We start from the raw sequence: 19,356 nt of genomic DNA, 5'->3' as shown, positions 1-19,356 counted from the left end.
ACTCGCAACCGCCTCAACGGGCGGCCGCAATGATTTGTAGAAAGTCGGGCGCCTTCAGCGAAGCCCCACCGACCAGGCCACCGTCGATATCGGGCTGCACCAGTAACTGGGCTGCATTGGCCGCATTCATGCTGCCGCCGTACAGCAACCGGATGCGGTCCGCATGCTCGCTCGCAGCTGCCAGCTGGGTGCGCAGCACGGCATGCACGGCTTGCGCCTGCTCCGGCGACGCAGTGCGACCCGTGCCAATGGCCCACACAGGCTCATAAGCCACCACGATCTCGCTGATGCAATGACCGTTGAGGTGAATTACCGCTGCGAGTTGCCGCTTGACCACCGCCTCGGTCAGTCCCGCTTCACGCTCCTGCAGTGTTTCCCCCACACAGACCACCGGCGTCACACCGGCCGCCAGCGCGCGCTGGGCCTTCTCCGCCACGATCGCGTCCGTTTCACCATGGTACTGGCGGCGCTCAGAGTGCCCCACCAGCGCATAGCGCACACCAAAATCCTTCAGCATGGCCACCGATACCTCACCAGTGTAGGCACCCGCCTCGTGCGAAGACACATCCTGTGCTGCCACCGCAATGGCAGTACCAGCCGTCAACGCCTGCACCTGCGCCAGATAGGGCGCTGGCACTGCGACGGCCACATCACAAGCCACATCTGCAGCACCCGCAATCAAGGCCTTCAACAAAGCTTCGTTGGCAGCGAGGCTGCCATTCATCTTCCAGTTGCCTGCGATGAGTTTTTTCTTGTTGTTCATGATTACCACGTCAAAACAATCTTGCCAACGTGCTGGTTGGACTCCATCAGCGCATGGGCTTGTGCCGCATCCGCAGCAGCAAATGTGCTGTGGATGACCGGACGCACCTTGCCCGCTGCCAGCAAGGGCCAGACATGCTCACGCAGCGCCCGTGCAATCGCACCCTTGAAAGCCACGGGACGCGGACGCAGTGTGGACCCTGTGATGGTGAGCCGCTTGCGCAGCACCAACCCGGCATTGAAACCACTCTGCACACCCCCTTGCACGGCGATGACGACGATCCGGCCGTCCTCGGCCAGGCATTCGACCTCGCGGGCGACATAGTCACCTGCCACCATATCGAGCACCACATCAACACCACGCGCCTCGGTGATTCGTTTCGCCTCGGCCACAAAGTCCTGAGACTTGTAGTTGACGGCGTGGTGCGCGCCCAGCGCCAGGCAAGCTGCACACTTGTCATCGCTCCCAGCGGTGGCAATCACGGTAGCACCGAAGGCACGTGCCAGCTGAATAGCCGTCACGCCAATGCCACTCGTACCGCCTTGCACCAGGAAGGTTTCACCGGCTTGCAAACGCGCACGGTCAAAGACATTACTCCACACCGTGAAGAACGTCTCCGGAAGTGATGCAGCCTCTACGTCACTGAAGCCGGCAGGCACCGGCAGGCATTGCACCACCGGCGCCACACACCACTGGGCATAACCACCACCCGCCACCAAGGCGCAAACACGGTCACCCACACGAATGCCCGCCTCTGCCATCGCCAAAGCATCGCCCGACTCAACCACCCCCGCGACCTCCAGCCCCGGAAGATCCGAGGTGCCAGGGGGCGGCGCATAGTGGCCCATTCGCTGCAATACGTCAGGGCGGTTGATGCCACTGGCCGCCACGCGGATCAGCAACTCACCCGCACCCGCTACAGGAGCGGGGCGCTCACCCAGACGCAGCACCTCAGGCCCACCAAACGATGTGATCTCAACAGCATGCATAACGGGGTTTACCGAAGATGGATTCAGATGATTTAGGCCGCTAGCGCATGATTTATATGCACCAGCAGCTACCAAATCAATAGCAGATCAACAATTTAGCCGTTCACCTGAACAGACGCGCCATCTGCAGGCAGGGCCTGCTGCTGTTGCTGCTCTGCGGGATGACGGCCGCCATCACGACCGTGATCACGGCGGGGTTCGCGATCGCCACGTTCTGCAGGCGCTGGACGGTCGCTGCCACCGGCGGGACGATCTGCCAACACCTTCATGGACAGCTTGATGCGGCCCTTTTCGTCGGTTTCCATGACCTTGACCTTCACGATCTGGCCTTCAGTCAGGTAGTCGGACACTTTTTCGACGCGCTCATGAGCGATCTGGCTGATGTGCAGCAGACCATCCTTGCCAGGCAGCAGATTGATCAGCGCGCCAAAGTCGAGGATCTTGGTCACAGGGCCTTCGTAGATCTTGCCGATCTCGACTTCTGCCGTGATCTGCTCGATGCGCTTCTTGGCTTCGTCGGCCTTGGCAGCGTCTGTAGCGGCGATGGTGATGGTGCCGTCTTCCTCGATGTTGATCTGGCAGCCAGTTTCTTCGGTCAGCGCACGGATCACAGCGCCGCCCTTGCCGATCACGTCACGGATCTTCTCGGGGTTGATCTTCATGGTGTACAGCTTGGGCGCGAAGTTCGACACTTCGGTCTTGGCTTCACCCATGGCCTCCTGCATCTTGCCCAGGATGTGCATGCGCGCCTCCTTGGCCTGGGCCAGTGCCACTTGCATGATTTCCTTGGTGATGCCCTGGATCTTGATGTCCATCTGCAGGGCCGTGATACCGCCCGTGGTACCCGCCACCTTGAAGTCCATGTCACCCAGGTGATCTTCATCGCCCAGGATGTCGGTCAGCACGGCGAAACGGTTGGCGTCCTTGATCAGCCCCATCGCAATACCGGCCACGTGGGCCTTCATGGGCACGCCGGCATCCATCAGCGACAGGCAGCCGCCGCAGACCGAAGCCATCGACGAGGAACCGTTGGACTCAGTGATTTCCGACACCACACGCATGGTGTAGGGGAATTCTTCCTTGGTCGGCAGCACAGCGACCAGCGCGCGCTTGGCCAGACGGCCGTGGCCGATTTCGCGGCGCTTGGTCGAGCCCATGCGGCCCACTTCGCCGGTGGCGAAGGGAGGCATGTTGTAGTGCATCATGAAGCGGTCTTCGTACTCGCCAGCCAGCGCATCGATGCGCTGTGCATCACGCTCGGTGCCCAGCGTGGTAACAACCAGCGCCTGGGTTTCGCCACGCGTGAACAGGGCCGAGCCGTGGGCACGGGGCAGCACGCTGTTGCGGATCTCGATGGGGCGGACGGTGCGCGTATCGCGGCCGTCGATGCGGGGCTCGCCAGCCAGGATCTGGCTGCGCACGATGCCCGCTTCGATGTCGAACAGCATGCCTTCAACCTTGACGGCGTCGAACTCAACACCATCGACCTTCAACGCTGCCATCACGGCTGCATAGGCTTCGCGGCAGGCCTGCGTGCGGGCTTGCTTGTTGCGGATCTGGTAGGCAGCGCGCAGCTTGTCGTCGGCCAGTGCCACCACCTTGGCGATCAGGGCTTCGTCCTTGGCAGGCGCTTCCCATTGCCACACGGGCTTGCCCGCGTCGCGCACCAGTTCGTGAATGGCGTTGATGGCCACATTGCCTTGCTCGTGACCGAACACCACGGCACCCAGCATGATTTCTTCAGACAGCTGCTGGGCTTCGGATTCGACCATCAGCACTGCGGCTTCGGTACCCGCCACCACCAGATCCATCTGCGAGTTCTTGCGCGCAGTCTGTCCAGGGTTGAGCACGTACTCGCCGTTGATATAACCCACGCGTGCTGCACCAATGGGGCCGTTGAACGGAATGCCAGAGATGGCCAGGGCAGCACTGGTAGCGATCAACGCAGCGATGTCGGCATCCACTTCAGGGTTCAGCGACACCGTGTGGATCACCACGTGCACTTCGTTGAAGAAACCTTCGGGGAACAGCGGACGGATCGGGCGGTCGATCAGGCGGCTGGTCAGGGTTTCGTGCTCGCTGGGCTTGGCTTCGCGCTTGAAGAAGCTGCCAGGGATCTTGCCGGCCGCGTACGTCTTCTCGATGTAGTCCACCGTCAGGGGAAAGAAGTCCTGGCCGGGCTTGGCGGACTTGGAGGCGACCACAGTGGCCAGCACCACGGTGTCGTCAATATTCACCAGCACGGCGCCAGAGGCCTGGCGGGCGATTTCGCCGGTTTCCATGATGACGGTCTTGTCACCCCATTGGAAGGTCTTGGTGACTTTGTTGAAAATGCTCATGTTCAGCTCCTGTTTTAATAGCTGGTAGTGCCCTACCAGATTGTCTTGGAGAGCAATTCAGAACACGATGCCATTCCAGGGAAGTTCTGCGCCAGGCAGTAACAACAACTTCATTGGAATGACACAGCTTCGCTCTGTTTTGCGGCTCCGAAGTAAAAAACGCCTGAGCTAGCGGACTAACCCAGGCGTTTTGGCATGCAATGAAGATTACTTGCGCAGACCCAACTTGGCGATCAGCGCGGTGTAACGGTCAGCGTCCTTGGCCTTCAGGTAGTCCAGCAGCTTACGACGGCGGCTCACCATGCGCAGCAGGCCACGGCGACCATGGTGGTCCTTGGCGTGCGTCTTGAAGTGGGGAGTCAGTTCGTTGATGCGAGCGGTCAGCAGGGCCACTTGCACTTCTGGGCTACCAGTGTCATTGGCAGCACGGGCGTTCGCCTTGACGACTTCGGCCTTGATGGAGGATGCGATCATGTTTTTCCTTGAATGTGGCCTGCCGCAGGCGGAAGACCATGGTTTTTACTTGCGCCAGCAGCTGGAACGGCCGCAGGCGTGCGTTTTGCACCATGCAAAACTCGCGGATTATAACCCGAGGCCCCCAATTCGCCTCTGACCGGCCTATCGGCACATTGCCAGTCCGATATCGCCGGACCAGAACACGGGGGCTTGCTGCCGCCCTTCGCCGCCGGTGTAGCGTAGAGGATACGCCGCAGCACAGGCCTCATCGGCGTGAGCCCGCCTCGACGCATTGCAGCCCAAGCCCACCTTAAGATCACTCGGCGCCCCGGCATCCCAACATTCACTCCCCCGGACCACTCAACATGCCATTCCCCCCGGCCCTCCACCCCTCGACCAACGTGGCACTGCGCAAGGTTATCGCTCCCCTGCTTTTGTGGATGCTGGCCCTTGGCCTCGGGCTGCATACCGGGGCAAGCCACGCCACCACCAAAAATGCGACCCAAAGCGGCCATAGCGAAGTGAGCAAGAAAAAGAAATCCACCAAGGTGAAACAGGAGCGAAGCTCATCCGAGGAGAGCCGCTCGGAACGCGACCGCCGGCTGTATCGGGAGTGCAAGGGGCGCGCCAATGCGGGCGCCTGCCTCGGATACACCCACAAACCGTGACCCCACACACCACGCTGCCAAGCCTCAAGTCATCCGCATCCCTCAGAGACACCCCAGGGCGTGGCGCCGGCGGTGCGAAAAGGCCGTGGCTTGTTCAGGCGTTGGCCGCCGTGATGCCCCAGCGCGCGAGCGCAGCGTCGTCACTCACCCGGGCATCCACCCAGCGAGCGCCCTGGGGGGTTTGTTCCTTTTTCCAGAAAGGCGCCTGGGTCTTGAGGTAGTCCATCAAAAACTCGCAGGCCTGAAAACTCTGACCCCGGTGCGCGCTGGTCACCGCCACCAGCACGATCTGGTCCAGGGGCTGCAGCAGACCTACGCGGTGAATCACGCGGGCGCCAAAAATATCGAAGCGCCGAAAGGCCTCTTCCACCATGGCCTCGATGGATTTTTCGGTCATGCCGGGGTAGTGCTCCAACTCCATGGAGGACACCTGATCCCCCTCGTTGCGATCACGGACGGTGCCCACGAAGCTGCAGACAGCGCCCACACCCTTGTTCTCACGACGCAAGGTAGCGATTTCGGTGGACAGGTCAAAGTCCTCGGTCTGAATAGAAACGCGGGGCAAGGTCATGACAAAAGGCTCTCAGCAGGGAGTGTGGAGTTCAGACAGAAAGTCGCTTCAGGGCGAACGATGCAGCCGTGGCGCAGCCAGCAGGGCACGTTCTTCCTCCACCACCTTGTTCAACTGCGCCAGTGCGGGCGATGGGGGCAACTGCGCCAGCAATGCCTGCAGCCGCGTGACGTCGCCCACGGTCGGTGCCACCTTGATCTGAGCAATGGCAGCGGGCAGGTTGCCGCCCCGAACCAACGCCAGCACCTTGGCGGGCCATTCACTTTTATTGCGTGCCATAGATTGGTAATAACGTTTGTCTGTACGATTCGCCCGCACTGTACCCGCATGCGATCCGGTACGTGATCTTCCAAGCCCTTTCCACCCATGGCCACACAAACGATTCAGACCGATGTCTACAAGCTCTACCCATCCCCGCGCAATACGGTCCGCGATGTGTTCGAGCACCAGGTCTTCGTGCCCCACCCCTACGCCATCATTGACTTGGATGTGATGGAGCTGGCGGGCAAAACGACGCTGTTTGGCGCCTGCCGCCTGTCGGACATGAAAATGGGCCAAGTGGTGACTTTCGAGCTGGCCTCCGATCAAGCCAAGTTCGAACGGCTGTTCACCCCCGACTAAACCACCCCATGGATGACGACAACCAGATCCACGTGCCACCCTCCTTCATGGCGGTTTACACCGACACCCGAGGGCGCCTGACGGAAAAGGCGAACGGCGTGCGCGCCCGCTACGAACTGTGCGAAGACCTGGCAGGCCATCTGGTGGAGCACGCGCAGACGCTGTACCACGTGCAGGCGCCTTCCGAGACCGAGATCCTGCAGCGCATCCACGCGGGGCTGTGCACGGCCGAATCCGGCGTGGCGGTGGCCGAAGCGACATGGATCGTCACCCGGCTGGCCGAGTTGCTGGTGTGGCAATGCCCCGTGCTGGTTCCGCCGCAGCCTGAATCTGCAGCCGACGCGGCCCAGCCACCGCAGGCAGGCTGACCAACCTTGGGACACGGTGGGCACTTGGCTATACTGCGGCCCATGTCCACGCACACCCCCTTTGCCATGACCGCCGCACTTGCGGTGGCGTTGCAGTGCGTGGGCAAAACCAAAAAACCAGAGCTCATCTGACCGGAGCTGTGGTTCCGTCCGGATGAGCGACGGAACCACCTGGTAGAGAAATTTCCTTTTCTCGTTTCACTCCCCGGCATTCCGCGCGCGCCCCCTCCGGACGGTTCTTCCCCTGGTCGAACCCTGAAAGGATGCTTCGCATGTCTGCCACCGATACCGCTACCTCCCACCAGCCGCTGTTCAGCGGGCTCTGGATCGCCTTGGTCACACCGTTCAAGGACGGCGCCGTGGACCATCCGGCCCTTGCCGCCCTCACCACCCGGCTGCGTGCCGACGGCGTTGCGGGCTTCGTTGCCTGCGGCTCGACCGGTGAGGCCGCGGCCCTCGACAAGGCCGAGCAACTGCAGGTGCTGGAGACCGTGCTCAGCGCCGCCAAGGGTTTGCCCGTGGTGATGGGCGTGTCGGGCTACCACCAGGGCCAGGTGCTGGAGCAGGTGCAGGCCCTTGCACACTACCCGGTGGCAGGCCTGCTGGTGTCCGCCCCGCACTACATCCGCCCCTCGCAGGAGGGCCTGTTGCACTGGTTCCGCACTCTGGCCGACGCCAGCGCGGTGCCCCTGCTGATCTACGACATCCCGTACCGCACAGGCGCCACGCTCACCACCGAAACGCTGCTGGCGCTGGCGGCGCATCCGCGCATAGAGGCCATCAAGGACTGTGGCGGCAACACGGCCAAGACGCAGGCCCTGATCGCCGATGGCCGGCTGCAGGTGCTGACGGGCGAAGACGCGCAGATCTTCCATACGCTGGCCCTCGGCGGCGCAGGCGCCATCTCTGCCTGTGCACACTGGCAGACGCCGCTTTTTGTGGAGTTGATGGCATTGCTGCGTCAGGGTGACCTGCCCGCAGCCCGCCATTTGTGGCAGGCTTTGCAACCCTGGGTGGAAGCGTGTTTTGCAGAGCCCAACCCTGCCCCGCTCAAGGCCATGCTGGCGCATGCAGGGTGGATGCACAGTGAACTGCGCGCGCCGATGATGCCAGCCTCAAAGGCGCTGCAAGATCGTTTGAAGGCGCTTTGAGGTGACGTGCTGGCGCGCGCGGGAGCGCCCTGGCTAGCCGCCCGTCACCGGGGGGAAGAAAGCCACCTCGGCCCCATCGGCCAGGGTGGCGGACTCGTCGCTCAAGGTCTGGTTGAGTGCCATGCGCACGGCCCGGCCCCGCGCCAGGCTGCTGGCGTGGGCACCACCGCGTGCGATGAGCTCGTCGCGCAAGGCACCCAGCGTGGTGGCAGCGGTTTCGACCGCCTCGCTGCCGTGCCCAATGGCCTCACGGATCGAGGCGAAGTAACGCACAGAGACCTTCATCCCAGCAACTCCGAAAACGCGATAAACCGCACCATATCGCCTGGCGCAATCGTCTGGCCCGCCGGGTTGTCCACCACGCCATCACCCCAGGCGGCCGAAGTGAGCACACCCGAACTCTGGTTGTTGAACAGGTCCAGTCCGCCCGCCGCGTTGTGCCGCACGCGCAGAAATTCGCGGCGTTTATCGGCTTTGGGCCAGGTGAAATCGGCACGCACCGCCACGGTCTGAGGAGTCACGTCCTGCACGCCCTGCAGCCGCAGCACAAAGGGCCGCACCAGCAACGCAAAGGTCAGAAAGCTCGACACCGGGTTGCCGGGCAGGCCCATGAAGTGGGCAGCACCGCCTTCACGCGGGATCTGGCCATAGGCAAACGGCTTGCCGGGCTTCATCGCGATCTGCCACAGGTCCAGCGTGCCCAGAGTCTCCACAGCAGGCTTGATGTGGTCTTCCTCACCCACGCTCACGCCCCCGCTGGTCAGGATCAGGTCGTGCGCGCTGCTGGCCTGGCGCAGGGCGTCGATGGTGGCCTCGCGCCGGTCGGGCACGATGCCCAAGTCGGTCACCTCGCAGCCCAGGCGTAGCAGCATCGCACGCAGGAAAAATCGGTTGCTGTTGTAGATGGCACCGGGTCGCATCTGCTCGGGCGGGACTTCGCCGGGCATGACCAGTTCATCGCCCGTGGAAAACAGCGCCACGCGCGGGCGCCGCGCGACCTGCAGCTGGTGCTGACCGATGCTGGCCGCCAGGCCCAGTTCGGCCGGAGTGAGACGCGTGCCAGCCGACAGCACCACCGCACCCCGGGTGATGTCTTCGCCCGCGCTGCGGATCCACTGCCCGGCTTGCGGAACGGCGTTGATACGCACCGAGCCCAGGCCATCGGCCGCCGCAAGGGCTTCACAGTCTTCCTGCATCAGGATGGCATCGGCACCTGCAGGCACTGGCGCACCGGTGAAGATGCGCGCTGCCGTGCCGGGCTGCAGTGCGTCGCCCGCACTGCCCGCAGGAATGCGCTGGGACACCGGCAACACCACCCCTGCCGCCGCCACATCAGAGCAGCGCACGGCGTAACCATCCATCGAACTGTTGTCCTGGGGAGGCACTTGCAAAGCCGACACACAGCTTTGCGCCAGCACGCGGCCGTCGGCGTCAAAGGCGGTGACAGTGTCGGTGCCTGGCAGCGGCCGGGCGCGCGCCAGCAGGTCCGACAGCGCCTCGTCCAGCGGCTTGAGGGGCTTCATTGCGGGGCGCATGGCAGCGGCCCTCCATACAGTTCCCAGTTGTACTCAAAGCGGTGTTCGTACTGGATGAGCCAGTCCACCACCTGATCGGGCGCGTTCAGGTCCAGCAAGGGCAATTGTGTGGAGACCGGCAGGCTCTCGGGGGCATCAGTGGCCACAGCCACCACAAAGTCGTCTTCGGGGTAACGCACGGGCTTGGCCACTTGCCCTGGCTCGGGGGCTCGCCAGACTTCGATCTTGAGCAGGTCGCTGTCCTTGAAACCCTCCACCAGCACCCAGTCCACGCCCTGGTACAGCTCCGCCAGCAGGTGGTGCACGCTGAGGGTGGCGGGCTGCTCGAACTCGCGCACCAGCATCAGGCGCTTGTCCGATGCCGCAACCACCTCGAAAGCCCCCGCCTCGCGGTGGCGGTAGGTGTCCTTGCCCGGGTGGTCCACATCAAAACTGTGATGGGCATGCTTGACCACCGACACTCGCAGGCCCCGCAGCCGCAGCGCGGGGATCAACTGCTCGACCAGCGTGGTCTTGCCACTGCCGGAAAACCCGGCAAAACCGACAACCTTCATCCACTGCTCCTTGATTAGCTATGTTATTTATAGCTTTAAGTGCATACCAGACTAGCGCCCGGGGCAATATTGACCACAAAAGAGCCTGTCCTGGCCCGCCCGGCATCTGCCGGCCGCTCACGCGGACAGGCAGGTACCGACCGTTCACCCCAACGCTGCAGGGGAGCAATGGCGTTCGATGTAGGCCTTGACCAAGTCCACGTCGGCGGGCATCACCTGTACACGCTTGGGCAGGTCTTCGATGCCTGCAAACTTGGCAGGCCGCTCGGGCGCATGGCCCAGCGCTTCGACGATGGTTTCGGCAAACTTGATGGGCAGCGCCGTTTCCAGCACGATCATCGGTACGTTGGGGTCTTGGTGATGCTCCAGGGCCACCTTCACCCCGTCGGCGGTGTGGGTGTCAATGGTCACGCCATGGCGCTGATAGTTGTCGCGGATGGTGGCCAGGCGGTCGGCGTGGGTGCTCTTGCCACTTTCAAAACCGTATTTGGTGGCGGCATCGGCAAACAGCGGCTCTGCGCTCAAGTCAAAGCGGCCGTAGGTTTGCAATGCAGCGCCGAACAAGGCCTTGGTACGTTGGCCGTTGCGGCCCAGCAGGTCGAAAATGAAACGCTCGAAGTTGCTGGCTTTGCTGATATCCATCGAAGGGCTGGACGTCTCGTGCGTGTCGGCACTGCTGCGCACGCGGTACACGCCGGTGCGGAAGAACTCGTCGAGCACGTCGTTTTCATTGGTGGCCACCACCAGCTTGGCAATGGGCAGGCCCATCATGCGCGCCACATGGCCCGCACACACGTTGCCAAAGTTGCCCGATGGCACCGTGAAACTCACCTTCTGGTTGTTGGTCTCGGTGGCCTGGATGTAGCCCGCAAAGTAGTACACCACCTGTGCCAGCAGGCGCGCCCAATTGATGGAGTTGACGGTGCCGATCTTGTACTTGTGCTTGAAGGCATGGTCATTGGAGACGGCCTTGACGATGTCCTGGCAGTCGTCGAACACACCTTCGATGGCGATGTTGTGGATGTTCTCGTCCTGCAGGCTGAACATCTGCGCCTGCTGGAAGGCGCTCATGCGGCCGTGCGGGCTGGTCATGAAGACACGCACGCCCTCTTTGCCGCGCATCGCGTATTCGGCGGCGCTGCCGGTGTCGCCACTGGTCGCGCCCAGGATGTTGAGCTGCTCGCCGCGGCGTTTGAGCTCGTACTCGAACAGGTTGCCCAGCAGCTGCATGGCCATGTCCTTGAAGGCCAGCGTAGGACCGTTGGACAGGGCTTCGAGCCACAGACTGTTTTCGAGGTGGCGCAGGGGCACGATCTCGCCCGTGCCAAACACTTCGGCGGTGTAGGTCTTGGCGCAAATGGCCTTCAAATCGGCGGCAGGAATGTCGTCGATGTAGAGCGACAGGATCTGGAACGCCAGCTCGGCGTAGCCTTGCTCGTGGTAGACCTTGCGCAGGCGCGTGAGCATGGCGTCATCCACCTGCGGGTAATGCTCGGGCAGGTACAGGCCACCATCGGGCGCCAGGCCTTCGAGCAGGATGTCGCAGAACTGTTTGCGGTCTGCATGGCCGCGGGTGCTGAGGTACTTCATGAAGGATTCCCGTCGGTATCGGTGAAGGTGGTGAACTGGCTAAAAGCTGATGCCGTACACACGGATGTCAATGTAGAGACGCGAGGCGATCAGCAGGAAGAACCCGCCGATCAGGATGAGCCAGTGCAGTGCCCGGTCCTGGCGGTTGTCGGTGCGCTCCAGCAGCACAAAGTACAGCCACGCGGCCAGAAAGCTGCCCGCCCCGTTGAGCAGGGCCTGCGTGCGCGACATGGCCCCGAACAGGGCCAATGCGACCAGCAGGCCGAACCAGAACGCCAGATGCCAGCGCGGCAGATCGACATGCGCCATCTTGAGCAGCGCCGACAGCGTGAGGGCGGCAACCAGAGTGGGCATGGCGAGGCAGCATCATGGTGTGGCGTGGCCCATCATCAGTTGAGTTCTTCCTTACGAATGCGCGTGATGGGTGCCAGCACGGTCGGCAGCGCCTGCATTTGCGCAATGACGGCATCCATCGTGCCTTCGCGGGTGTCGTGGGTCAGGATGATCAGGTCGGTCTGCGTCGATCCCTCGCCGCCCACTTCGTCAGCCTCGCGCTGCAGCACGGCATCGATGCTCACGCCCGCCTCGGCCAGCAGGCCGGTGACCTTGGCCAGCACGCCAGCCTGGTCGGCGACGCGCAAGCGCAGGTAGTAGCTGGTGACCACTTCGCTCATCGGCAGCACGGGCAGCTGGTCCATGGCGCCCTGCAGCGTGTTGGCCTGGAAGGCCAGGTGCGGCACGCGGTGTTCAGGGTCGGCCGTGTGCAGGCGGGCGATGTCTACCAGGTCGGCGATCACTGCACTGGCGGTGGGCTCACTGCCTGCGCCCTTGCCGTAGTACAGCGTGGTGCCCACGGCATCGCCCTGCACCACCACGGCGTTCATCGCGCCTTCGACATTGGCGATCAGGCGCTTGGAGGGTACGAGGCTCGGGTGCACGCGCAGCTCGATGCCCTTTTCGGCGCGCTTGGTGATGCCCAGCAGCTTGATGCGGTAGCCCAGTTGTTCTGCGTATTTGATGTCGGCGGCGGAGAGCTTGGTGATGCCTTCCACATAAGCCTTGTCGAACTGCACCGGGATGCCGAAAGCGATGGCGCTCATCAATGTCGCCTTGTGCGCGGCATCCACGCCTTCAATGTCGAAGGTGGGGTCGGCCTCGGCGTAACCCAGGCGTTGCGCTTCTTTGAGCACCACGTCGAAGTCCAGGCCCTTGCTGCGCATCTCGGACAGGATGAAGTTGGTGGTGCCGTTGATGATGCCGGCGATCCACTGGATGCGGTTGGCCGTGAGGCCTTCGCGCAGCGCCTTGATGATGGGAATGCCACCAGCCACGGCGGCCTCGAAGGCCACCATCACACCCTTGGCCGATGCGGCCGCAAAAATCTCGGTGCCATGCACGGCCAGCAGCGCCTTGTTGGCGGTGACCACATGCTTGCCTGCAGCAATGGCTTCGAGCACCAGTGCACGTGCGATGCCGTAGCCGCCGATCAACTCGATCACGATATCGATGTCGGGGTTGGCGATGATGGCACGGGCGTCGTTGACGACCTGGATGCCGTCACCCACCACAGCCTTGGCGCGCGCTACGTCCAGGTCCGCCACCATGGTGATCTCGATGCCACGGCCAGCACGGCGGCTGATCTCGTCCTGGTTGCGCTGCAACACGTTGAACACGCCGCTGCCGACGGTGCCGATGCCCAGAAGGCCTACTTGGATGGGTTTCATAGCAATGGGAAGAGAAAGAAAAACAATGATTCGGGAGGGATGTAGAGGGCGCGGTGTCGACCAGCAGATCCCTCAACGCGTGACATAGGTCGGCAACTGCCAGGCGCCACCCGCAAAGCCACGGCACATGCCGTCGCCAGACTCGCCGCGCAGCACAAAACCCTGGCCGTCGAACTGCCACTCACGCACCCACCAGCAGTCGCCAATGCCCCGGCCCTTCATCGCCGAATGCACCGTGCCCGAGGCCGGATCGAAATCGCCGTCCACGTCCTGCAAGGGCTCTGGCTTGTAGGGCGGGCGGTCGTTGGCCACCCACAGCAAGCTGCTGAAGTTGTAAGCGCCCATGCCACAGGGCACGGACAGCAGCACCTTGCGCTCCGTGAGCCGGTAGACCTGCACATTTGCGGGGTTGAACGCATCGTCGCCGTTGCACTGGCCTTCGGTACTGGCGCGGCCCAGCGCAGCCACCAGCGGCTTGGCCAGTGCGGCATCCCCCTTGCGCGCAGGCATCGGGGTCACAGCCTTGATCAAGGGAGCAGACAAAGGGGGCAGCACGGAAGCCTCTGGCTTCGTGCCCTTGCGCACCAGGGCGCCCGGTGTGCCCACCCGGCCCTGGGCCTCGTCCATCTTGAGCAGAACTGCGGTGGCACCTGCCAGCGACAGCACCCAACGGTCCTTGCCAGCAGCCACCGTGGCTTCTTCATTCTTGAGCAACTCCTGCAGCAGGCGGGGCACCTGGGCCGCAGGCACGCTGGGGGTGTCGCCCTTGAGCCCCGGCAACGAGAGTGCACCCACCTTGAGGTGCAGCGACGCTGGAGAGGCCTTCTCGGTGGACACCTGCAGGTCCACCAGCACCGGCGTGTCAGGTCCCGCCTCGCGGGTCAGGCGCATGGAGACCGGCTCCGACTCGCCACTCTCCGACTGGTAACCCACGGCCCTGCAAGTGCGGGTGTTGTCGCACTGCAAGGCCCAGTCCTTGTGCTGGAAGCTCACAGGCTCTTTGCCCTTGTCGGCAGCCTGCATAGCAGCGCCGTGCAAGCCCGCCGCCACCAGCACACAGGCGGCAACATGCCGGGCCAGGTCAAGAACGGAGGGGCTGTGCATGAAGCGTATCGCCTTGTTGTCTGGGCAACGCGACGGATCAGGCTGCGACGGCCGCCGCAGCGGTCTGCTTGCGCTTTCGGTATTGCTCCAGGAAGCGCGCCACGCGGCCAATGGCATCGCGCAGGTCGTCTTCATGGGGCAGGAACACGATGCGGAAATGGTCCGGAGCAGGCCAGTTGAAACCCGTGCCCTGCACCAGCATGACCTTCGTCTCCTGCAGCAACTCCAGGAAGAACTGCTGGTCGTCCTCGATGGGATACACCGCCGGGTCTAGGCGCGGGAACATGTACAGCGCGGCCTGAGGTTTCACACAGGTCACGCCCGGGATGGCCGTGATCAGTTCATAGGCCAGATCACGCTGCTTGCGCAGGCGGCCGCCCTCACAGACCAGTTCGTTGATGCTCTGGTAACCACCCAGCGCCGTCTGCACGGCCCACTGGCCAGGAACGTTGGCACAAAGTCGCATGTTCGAGAGCATGTTCAGGCCCTCGATGTAGTCCTTGGCGGGCTTCTTGTCGCCCGAGACCACCAGCCAGCCAGCACGGTAACCGCAAGACCGGTAGCTTTTGGACAGCGAGTTGAAGGTGAGCGTAAGCACATCCTCGCTCAGCGAGCCGATGGCCGTGTGCTTGGCGCCGTCGTACAACACCTTGTCGTACACCTCGTCCGCAAAGATCACCAGGCCGTGTTCGCGGGCGATGGCCACGATGCCCTTGAGCAACTCGACCGAGTACAGCGCACCCGTGGGGTTGTTGGGATTGATGACCACGATGCCTTTGGTACGCGGCGTGATCTTGGCGCGGATGTCCTCCAGGTCGGGCATCCAGCCATTGGCCTCATCGCACAGGTAGTGCACCGGCGTGCCGCCCGACAGGCTGGCCGCAGCGGTCCACAGCGGGTAATCCGGCGATGGCAGCAACAACTCATCGCCCGTGTCCAGCAACGCATTGGTGGCCATAACGATCAGTTCGCTGGCGCCGTTGCCCAGGTAGATGTCATCCAGCGCCACGCCCTTGATGCCCTGCTTCTGGGTCTCATGCATCACGGCCTTGCGGGCGGCGAAGATGCCTTTGCTGTCCGAGTAGCCCGCCGAGTTGGGCAGGTTGCGGATCATGTCCTGCTGGATTTCTTCGGGGGCATCAAAGCCAAACACCGCCAGATTGCCGATGTTGAGCTTGATGATCTTGTGCCCATCCTCCTCCATTTGCTTGGACGCGTCCATGATCGGGCCCCGGATGTCGTAGCAAACATTGGCGAGCTTGGCGGATTTTTGGACGGTTTTCATGCGCTGACAGTAGTGCGGTGGGGTCAGGACGCCGCCGGAGCAGGCGCCCTCAGGCGAAACCTATAATTTGACCACAGAACCGTTGCCATCCCCTGGCGCCGGGCGCCGCTGCCACACCCCGCAGCACCTGAGGCCCACCACTTCCTGCCATGAAATTCCAGCCCGACCGCTCCAACGCTCAGACCATCAGCGGCTACGGCCCCGGCTGGATCGGCATCGACGCCGACAAGATCACCCACAGCGTCATCATCGGCTCTGGAGGCCTGCGCCAGCCCTGGCCCTGCTCCCGCTTTGAGGATCTGACCCCGGAGCATTTCGCCCAGTTGGCCGGGCTGGAAACCGAACTGGTCATTTTTGGCAGCGGGCTGCGCAATCGTTTTCCCCCGCCCGCATGGCTGGCTCCCCTGATAGCGCGGCGACTCGGGCTGGAGACCATGGACACCCAGGCAGCATGCCGCACCTACAACATCCTGGCGAGCGAAGGACGCAACGTGGTCGCAGCCCTGATTCTGGAAGTCTGAACGCGCGCTCACGGCCTGCCTCAAAGTCTGGCGCACCGGCAATGCCACTTATGCACGGCCGTGCCAAAGTGCTCGCCGCCCCACGCAGGACACACTGTCTTACATTTGGCCGGGAACCGATTTCAGGGTAAAATCACCGGTTGCGGTCAGGGGCACCACCAAGAGCAATAACACACCCACTCCCCCGGCTTACCAACGACTACATCCTGAGAGATTGAAGTGATATGGCGATCGTTGTCAACAAACCCCTCCCTGAATTTGAAGCCAACGCAACCGGTGGTATCAAGGTCTCCAACACCTCCCACCTTGGCCAAATTCTGGTTCTCTACTTCTATCCCAAGGACAACACGCCGGGCTGCACCACGGAGGCCATGCAGTTTCGCGACAAGTACAAGGATTTCGTGAAAGCTGGCGCAGCCGTGTTCGGTGTCTCGCGCGACAACATGAAGTCGCACGACGACTTCAAGGAAAAGCTGGAACTGCCGTTCGAGCTGATTGCCGACACCGAAGAAAAGATGTGCCACATGTTCGGCGTGGTCAAGAACAAGATCATGTACGGCAAGAAGGTCAAGGGCATCGAGCGCAGCACCTTCCTGATTGGCCCTGACGGCCTGCTGGTGCAGGAATGGCGCGGCCTCAAAGTGCCCGGCCATGTGGACGAAGTCCTCAAGACCGTCAAATCCCTCAAGGCCCTGAAGAAGGCCGCCTGAGCCCAGCACGGATTGCACAGGGTTCGATTGCGCCATTTCAGTCCATCGGCGGTCATTGGAGCATCCACGCGACACACCGGCCGTTTTGCCTCGGCAAGACACATGGAGTGGGCATAATGGATCAATGCCCCTGGTTACTGCACCGCTAGCACCCACCCAAAAAGCCGCCTTGGCCTCCAGGCGGCTTTTTGCTTTCTGACCCATCCGTTACCCCTTTACCGACCGAGGCCCTGCCACCATGCCCCTGCCCCCCGCCCCCAGCCGGCGCGCTGCACTCCTCGCGCCAGAAGCCTTTGAAGTCACGGCCCGCCCCCGCGTTGCCACCACCTCAGCCAACGAAGCCGTTGCCATGCCTCAGCGCGCCGCTGCAGCCCCAGCCCGCGCGGGACGCAAGGCAGACAGTGTGGCCTCGTCGCTGGCAGCGCCTGACACCGCTCCACTGCTACAGATCGAGACCCGAGCCCGTGCAACCGCCCCCTCTGCCGCTCCCGTGGCCCGCAGCACTGGCACGCGCAAGGCGCGCGGTACCGCCACTCCTCCTGCCGTCACCGCCAGCCCCGCGCCAGCCACCGCAACCACCACACGCAGCCGCAAGTCCGCATCGCACGGCCCGACCAAGCTCTTCGTGCTGGACACCAATGTGCTCCTGCATGACCCGACCAGCCTGTTCCGCTTTGAAGAGCACGACATCTTCCTGCCGATGATCGTGCTGGAAGAATTGGACGGCCACAAGAAGGGCATGACCGAAGTCGCGCGCAACGGCCGCCAAGCCAGCCGCACCCTGGATGCGCTGGCGGCCGCCCAGGGCGCCGACATGGCCAAGGGCCTCAAGCTCGACTCCACCGGCCAGCGCGCCGCAGGTGGCCACCTGTTCTTCCAGACCGTACCGCTGGATTACAGCCTGCCCACCAGCTTGCCCCCGGGCAAGGCCGACAACCAGATCCTGGGCGTGGTCGAAGCCCTGCGCAAGCTGCACGCCCCGCGCGAGGTGGTGCTGGTATCCAAGGACATCAACATGCGCGTCAAGGCGCGCGCCCTGGGCCTGAACGCCGAGGACTACCAGAACGACAAGACGCTGGAAGATGGCGACCTGCTGTACGCCGGTGTGCTGGCCCTGCCCCCCGACTTCTGGGCCAAGAGCGGCAAGAACGTAGAAAGCTGGCAGAGCGGCGCCCACACCTACTACCGCATCGGCGGGCCCATCGTGCCGCAGCTGATGATCAACCAGTTTGTGTACTTCGAGGCCCCCGGCGAGCCCAGCCTGTTTGCGCGCGTGAGCGAGATCCGTGAAAAGACTGCGGTGCTGCAGACGCTCAAGGACTATGGCTCCACCAAGAATGCTGTGTGGGGCGTGACCACGCGCAACCGCGAGCAGAACTACGCCATGAATCTGCTCATGGACCCCGAGATCGACTTCGTGACCCTGACCGGCACTGCAGGCACCGGCAAGACCCTGCTGGCCCTGGCCGCGGGCCTCACTCAGGTGTTGGACGACCGCCGCTACACCGAGATCATCATGACCCGCGCCACCGTGAGCGTGGGTGAGGACATCGGCTTCCTGCCCGGCACCGAAGAAGAGAAGATGGGCCCCTGGATGGGCGCGCTGGACGACAACCTGGAATTTTTGGCCAAGGGCGATGGCGGCAATGCGGGCGAATGGGGCCGCGCGGCCACCAACGAGCTGATCCGCAGCCGCATCAAGATCAAGAGCATGAACTTCATGCGAGGGCGCACCTTCCTGAACAAGTACGTGATCATCGACGAGGCGCAGAACCTGACGCCCAAGCAGATGAAGACACTGATCACCCGCGCAGGCCCCGGCACCAAGATCATCTGCATGGGCAACCTGGCGCAGATCGATACACCGTACCTGACCGAAGGCTCCTCTGGCCTGACGTATGCGGTGGACCGCTTCAAGGGCTGGCCACACAGCGGGCACATCACCCTGGCTCGGGGCGAACGCTCACGCCTGGCGGACTTCGCCAGCGAGGTGCTCTGAGTTGGCGGCAGGCTGGGTTGCAGCACTGAAGCTGGTGCCCTGGGGCGACGTCATCGAGGCGACACCCCAGATCCTGCAGGCGGCCAAGAAGCTGCTGGGCACCACCCAAAAAGGGAATGCCGAAGCGGCGACGGCTGCACTCGATGGCGCCGTTGGCGAGCCCGCCATTCCGGTGGCCTTGCAGCTTCAGCATCTGCGTGACCGCGTGGCGCAATTGGAGCGGGAGCAGCAAGAGTCCGCCATGCTGATCCAGTCCCTGGCCGAACAGCATGCCCAGGTGGTGCAGGCGGTGGAAGTGCTGCGCCGACGCCAACAATGGCTCACCGTGGCGGTGAGCATGCTGGCAGTGGCATGCACAGGTTTGCTGGTGTGGGTACTAACTCAATAGTGCAATAGCGATACCGCGCA

At 63.1% G+C, this 19,356-nt stretch carries 22 protein-coding genes; 8 read left to right on the top strand and 14 right to left on the bottom strand.

Annotation, left to right across the window (positions count from 1 at the left end; translation table 11 throughout):
- Positions 1–13: 13 nt before the first annotated feature.
- The 4 genes from tpiA to rpsO all read right to left on the bottom strand — a co-directional run bounded on the left by tpiA (position 14) and on the right by rpsO (position 4,565).
- A complete protein-coding gene (tpiA, locus tag C8C95_RS16970; RefSeq protein ID WP_116749349.1) occupies positions 14–763 on the bottom strand; it encodes a triose-phosphate isomerase in 750 nt (249 codons plus the stop codon).
- Between the two features lie 2 nt (positions 764–765).
- Positions 766–1,752, bottom strand: coding sequence for an NAD(P)H-quinone oxidoreductase (locus C8C95_RS16965; protein ID WP_116749348.1), 987 nt, complete (start codon positions 1,750–1,752; stop codon positions 766–768).
- Positions 1,753–1,847: 95 nt separating this feature from the next.
- Positions 1,848–4,091 carry a polyribonucleotide nucleotidyltransferase gene (pnp, locus tag C8C95_RS16960; protein WP_116749347.1) on the bottom strand — a complete coding sequence of 748 codons (2,244 nt, stop codon included), beginning with the start codon at positions 4,089–4,091 and terminating at the stop codon, positions 1,848–1,850.
- Positions 4,092–4,298: 207 nt separating this feature from the next.
- Positions 4,299–4,565, bottom strand: a complete 267-nt coding sequence (gene rpsO / locus C8C95_RS16955; protein WP_005793232.1) for a 30S ribosomal protein S15 — start codon at positions 4,563–4,565, stop codon at positions 4,299–4,301.
- Between the two features lie 347 nt (positions 4,566–4,912).
- Here rpsO and C8C95_RS16950 point away from each other — a divergent pair, with 347 nt between their 5' ends.
- Positions 4,913–5,215: a hypothetical protein gene (locus tag C8C95_RS16950; RefSeq protein ID WP_108497204.1), complete on the top strand. Its 303-nt coding sequence runs from the start codon at positions 4,913–4,915 to the stop codon at positions 5,213–5,215.
- A 94-nt stretch (positions 5,216–5,309) separates the two neighbouring features.
- Here the strand turns inward: C8C95_RS16950 and C8C95_RS16945 are convergent, their stop codons facing one another.
- Positions 5,310–5,786 carry a molybdenum cofactor biosynthesis protein MoaE gene (locus C8C95_RS16945; RefSeq protein WP_116749346.1) on the bottom strand — a complete coding sequence of 159 codons (477 nt, stop codon included), beginning with the start codon at positions 5,784–5,786 and terminating at the stop codon, positions 5,310–5,312.
- 48 nt (positions 5,787–5,834) lie between these two features.
- Positions 5,835–6,065 (bottom strand): hypothetical protein, encoded by a 231-nt coding sequence (locus tag C8C95_RS16940; RefSeq protein WP_056061531.1) that lies wholly within the window; start codon positions 6,063–6,065, stop codon positions 5,835–5,837.
- An 87-nt stretch (positions 6,066–6,152) separates the two neighbouring features.
- Between C8C95_RS16940 and C8C95_RS16935 the strand changes: the two genes are divergently transcribed.
- The 3 genes from C8C95_RS16935 (at position 6,153) to dapA (ending at position 7,926) form a co-directional block, all read left to right on the top strand.
- A complete protein-coding gene (locus tag C8C95_RS16935; protein WP_116749345.1) occupies positions 6,153–6,407 on the top strand; it encodes a hypothetical protein in 255 nt (84 codons plus the stop codon).
- Positions 6,408–6,415: 8 nt separating this feature from the next.
- A complete protein-coding gene (locus C8C95_RS16930) occupies positions 6,416–6,775 on the top strand; it encodes a hypothetical protein (protein WP_116749344.1) in 360 nt (119 codons plus the stop codon).
- Between the two features lie 272 nt (positions 6,776–7,047).
- Positions 7,048–7,926, top strand: coding sequence for a 4-hydroxy-tetrahydrodipicolinate synthase (gene dapA / locus C8C95_RS16925; protein WP_116749343.1), 879 nt, complete (start codon positions 7,048–7,050; stop codon positions 7,924–7,926).
- Positions 7,927–7,959: 33 nt separating this feature from the next.
- Here the strand turns inward: dapA and moaD are convergent, their stop codons facing one another.
- The 8 genes from moaD to C8C95_RS16885 form a co-directional block, all read right to left on the bottom strand.
- On the bottom strand, positions 7,960–8,211 hold the full coding sequence (gene moaD, locus C8C95_RS16920; RefSeq protein ID WP_056061518.1) for a molybdopterin converting factor subunit 1: 252 nt from the start codon (positions 8,209–8,211) through the stop codon (positions 7,960–7,962).
- Positions 8,208–9,461 (bottom strand): gephyrin-like molybdotransferase Glp, encoded by a 1,254-nt coding sequence (gene glp, locus C8C95_RS16915; protein ID WP_116749342.1) that lies wholly within the window; start codon positions 9,459–9,461, stop codon positions 8,208–8,210. The genes moaD and glp overlap by 4 nt, the downstream gene beginning before the upstream one ends.
- Positions 9,446–10,015, bottom strand: coding sequence for a molybdopterin-guanine dinucleotide biosynthesis protein B (gene mobB / locus C8C95_RS16910; protein WP_116749341.1), 570 nt, complete (start codon positions 10,013–10,015; stop codon positions 9,446–9,448). Before mobB ends, glp begins: the two co-directional genes overlap by 16 nt.
- A gap of 144 nt (positions 10,016–10,159) precedes the next feature.
- Positions 10,160–11,605: a threonine synthase gene (gene thrC / locus C8C95_RS16905; protein ID WP_116749340.1), complete on the bottom strand. Its 1,446-nt coding sequence runs from the start codon at positions 11,603–11,605 to the stop codon at positions 10,160–10,162.
- 39 nt (positions 11,606–11,644) lie between these two features.
- The gene (locus C8C95_RS16900; protein WP_116749339.1) at positions 11,645–11,959 is read right to left on the bottom strand and encodes a response regulator; all 315 of its coding nucleotides are present in this window, start codon (positions 11,957–11,959) and stop codon (positions 11,645–11,647) included.
- Between the two features lie 35 nt (positions 11,960–11,994).
- On the bottom strand, positions 11,995–13,329 hold the full coding sequence (locus C8C95_RS16895) for a homoserine dehydrogenase (RefSeq protein ID WP_056061503.1): 1,335 nt from the start codon (positions 13,327–13,329) through the stop codon (positions 11,995–11,997).
- Between the two features lie 72 nt (positions 13,330–13,401).
- Positions 13,402–14,433: a DUF1176 domain-containing protein gene (locus tag C8C95_RS16890; protein ID WP_116749338.1), complete on the bottom strand. Its 1,032-nt coding sequence runs from the start codon at positions 14,431–14,433 to the stop codon at positions 13,402–13,404.
- A gap of 37 nt (positions 14,434–14,470) precedes the next feature.
- A complete protein-coding gene (locus C8C95_RS16885; RefSeq protein ID WP_116749337.1) occupies positions 14,471–15,718 on the bottom strand; it encodes a pyridoxal phosphate-dependent aminotransferase in 1,248 nt (415 codons plus the stop codon).
- Positions 15,719–15,867: 149 nt separating this feature from the next.
- Between C8C95_RS16885 and C8C95_RS16880 the strand changes: the two genes are divergently transcribed.
- From C8C95_RS16880 to C8C95_RS16865, 4 genes are all read left to right on the top strand, one after another.
- Positions 15,868–16,239 carry an Mth938-like domain-containing protein gene (locus tag C8C95_RS16880; RefSeq protein WP_116749336.1) on the top strand — a complete coding sequence of 124 codons (372 nt, stop codon included), beginning with the start codon at positions 15,868–15,870 and terminating at the stop codon, positions 16,237–16,239.
- A 224-nt stretch (positions 16,240–16,463) separates the two neighbouring features.
- A complete protein-coding gene (locus C8C95_RS16875; protein WP_015013251.1) occupies positions 16,464–16,949 on the top strand; it encodes a peroxiredoxin in 486 nt (161 codons plus the stop codon).
- 238 nt (positions 16,950–17,187) lie between these two features.
- Positions 17,188–18,948, top strand: coding sequence for a PhoH family protein (locus C8C95_RS16870; protein WP_116749335.1), 1,761 nt, complete (start codon positions 17,188–17,190; stop codon positions 18,946–18,948).
- 1 nt (position 18,949) lies between these two features.
- Positions 18,950–19,336 carry a hypothetical protein gene (locus C8C95_RS16865; RefSeq protein ID WP_116749334.1) on the top strand — a complete coding sequence of 129 codons (387 nt, stop codon included), beginning with the start codon at positions 18,950–18,952 and terminating at the stop codon, positions 19,334–19,336.
- Positions 19,337–19,356: the final 20 nt, after the last annotated feature.

This window comes from Acidovorax sp. 99 (genome assembly GCF_003096455.1).
In the GTDB taxonomy this organism is placed as follows: Bacteria; Pseudomonadota; Gammaproteobacteria; order Burkholderiales; family Burkholderiaceae_C; genus Acidovorax; species Acidovorax delafieldii.
Note: the sequence above shows the minus strand (reverse complement) of the source record. Positions and strands in the feature narration are given on the sequence as shown.

Bases quoted from the DNA above. Each gene is read 5' to 3' on its own strand.
- tpiA (WP_116749349.1), bottom strand. From the start codon at position 763: ATGAACAACAAGAAAAAACTCATCGCAGGCAACTGGAAGATGAATGGC.
- C8C95_RS16965 (WP_116749348.1), bottom strand. From the start codon at position 1,752: ATGCATGCTGTTGAGATCACATCGTTTGGTGGGCCTGAGGTGCTGCGT.
- pnp (WP_116749347.1), bottom strand. From the start codon at position 4,091: ATGAGCATTTTCAACAAAGTCACCAAGACCTTCCAATGGGGTGACAAG.
- rpsO (WP_005793232.1), bottom strand. From the start codon at position 4,565: ATGATCGCATCCTCCATCAAGGCCGAAGTCGTCAAGGCGAACGCCCGT.
- C8C95_RS16950 (WP_108497204.1), top strand. From the start codon at position 4,913: ATGCCATTCCCCCCGGCCCTCCACCCCTCGACCAACGTGGCACTGCGC.
- C8C95_RS16945 (WP_116749346.1), bottom strand. From the start codon at position 5,786: ATGACCTTGCCCCGCGTTTCTATTCAGACCGAGGACTTTGACCTGTCC.
- C8C95_RS16940 (WP_056061531.1), bottom strand. From the start codon at position 6,065: ATGGCACGCAATAAAAGTGAATGGCCCGCCAAGGTGCTGGCGTTGGTT.
- C8C95_RS16935 (WP_116749345.1), top strand. From the start codon at position 6,153: ATGGCCACACAAACGATTCAGACCGATGTCTACAAGCTCTACCCATCC.
- C8C95_RS16930 (WP_116749344.1), top strand. From the start codon at position 6,416: ATGGATGACGACAACCAGATCCACGTGCCACCCTCCTTCATGGCGGTT.
- dapA (WP_116749343.1), top strand. From the start codon at position 7,048: ATGTCTGCCACCGATACCGCTACCTCCCACCAGCCGCTGTTCAGCGGG.
- moaD (WP_056061518.1), bottom strand. From the start codon at position 8,211: ATGAAGGTCTCTGTGCGTTACTTCGCCTCGATCCGTGAGGCCATTGGG.
- glp (WP_116749342.1), bottom strand. From the start codon at position 9,461: ATGCGCCCCGCAATGAAGCCCCTCAAGCCGCTGGACGAGGCGCTGTCG.
- mobB (WP_116749341.1), bottom strand. From the start codon at position 10,015: ATGAAGGTTGTCGGTTTTGCCGGGTTTTCCGGCAGTGGCAAGACCACG.
- thrC (WP_116749340.1), bottom strand. From the start codon at position 11,605: ATGAAGTACCTCAGCACCCGCGGCCATGCAGACCGCAAACAGTTCTGC.
- C8C95_RS16900 (WP_116749339.1), bottom strand. From the start codon at position 11,959: ATGCCCACTCTGGTTGCCGCCCTCACGCTGTCGGCGCTGCTCAAGATG.
- C8C95_RS16895 (WP_056061503.1), bottom strand. From the start codon at position 13,329: ATGAAACCCATCCAAGTAGGCCTTCTGGGCATCGGCACCGTCGGCAGC.
- C8C95_RS16890 (WP_116749338.1), bottom strand. From the start codon at position 14,433: ATGCACAGCCCCTCCGTTCTTGACCTGGCCCGGCATGTTGCCGCCTGT.
- C8C95_RS16885 (WP_116749337.1), bottom strand. From the start codon at position 15,718: ATGAAAACCGTCCAAAAATCCGCCAAGCTCGCCAATGTTTGCTACGAC.
- C8C95_RS16880 (WP_116749336.1), top strand. From the start codon at position 15,868: ATGAAATTCCAGCCCGACCGCTCCAACGCTCAGACCATCAGCGGCTAC.
- C8C95_RS16875 (WP_015013251.1), top strand. From the start codon at position 16,464: ATGGCGATCGTTGTCAACAAACCCCTCCCTGAATTTGAAGCCAACGCA.
- C8C95_RS16870 (WP_116749335.1), top strand. From the start codon at position 17,188: ATGCCCCTGCCCCCCGCCCCCAGCCGGCGCGCTGCACTCCTCGCGCCA.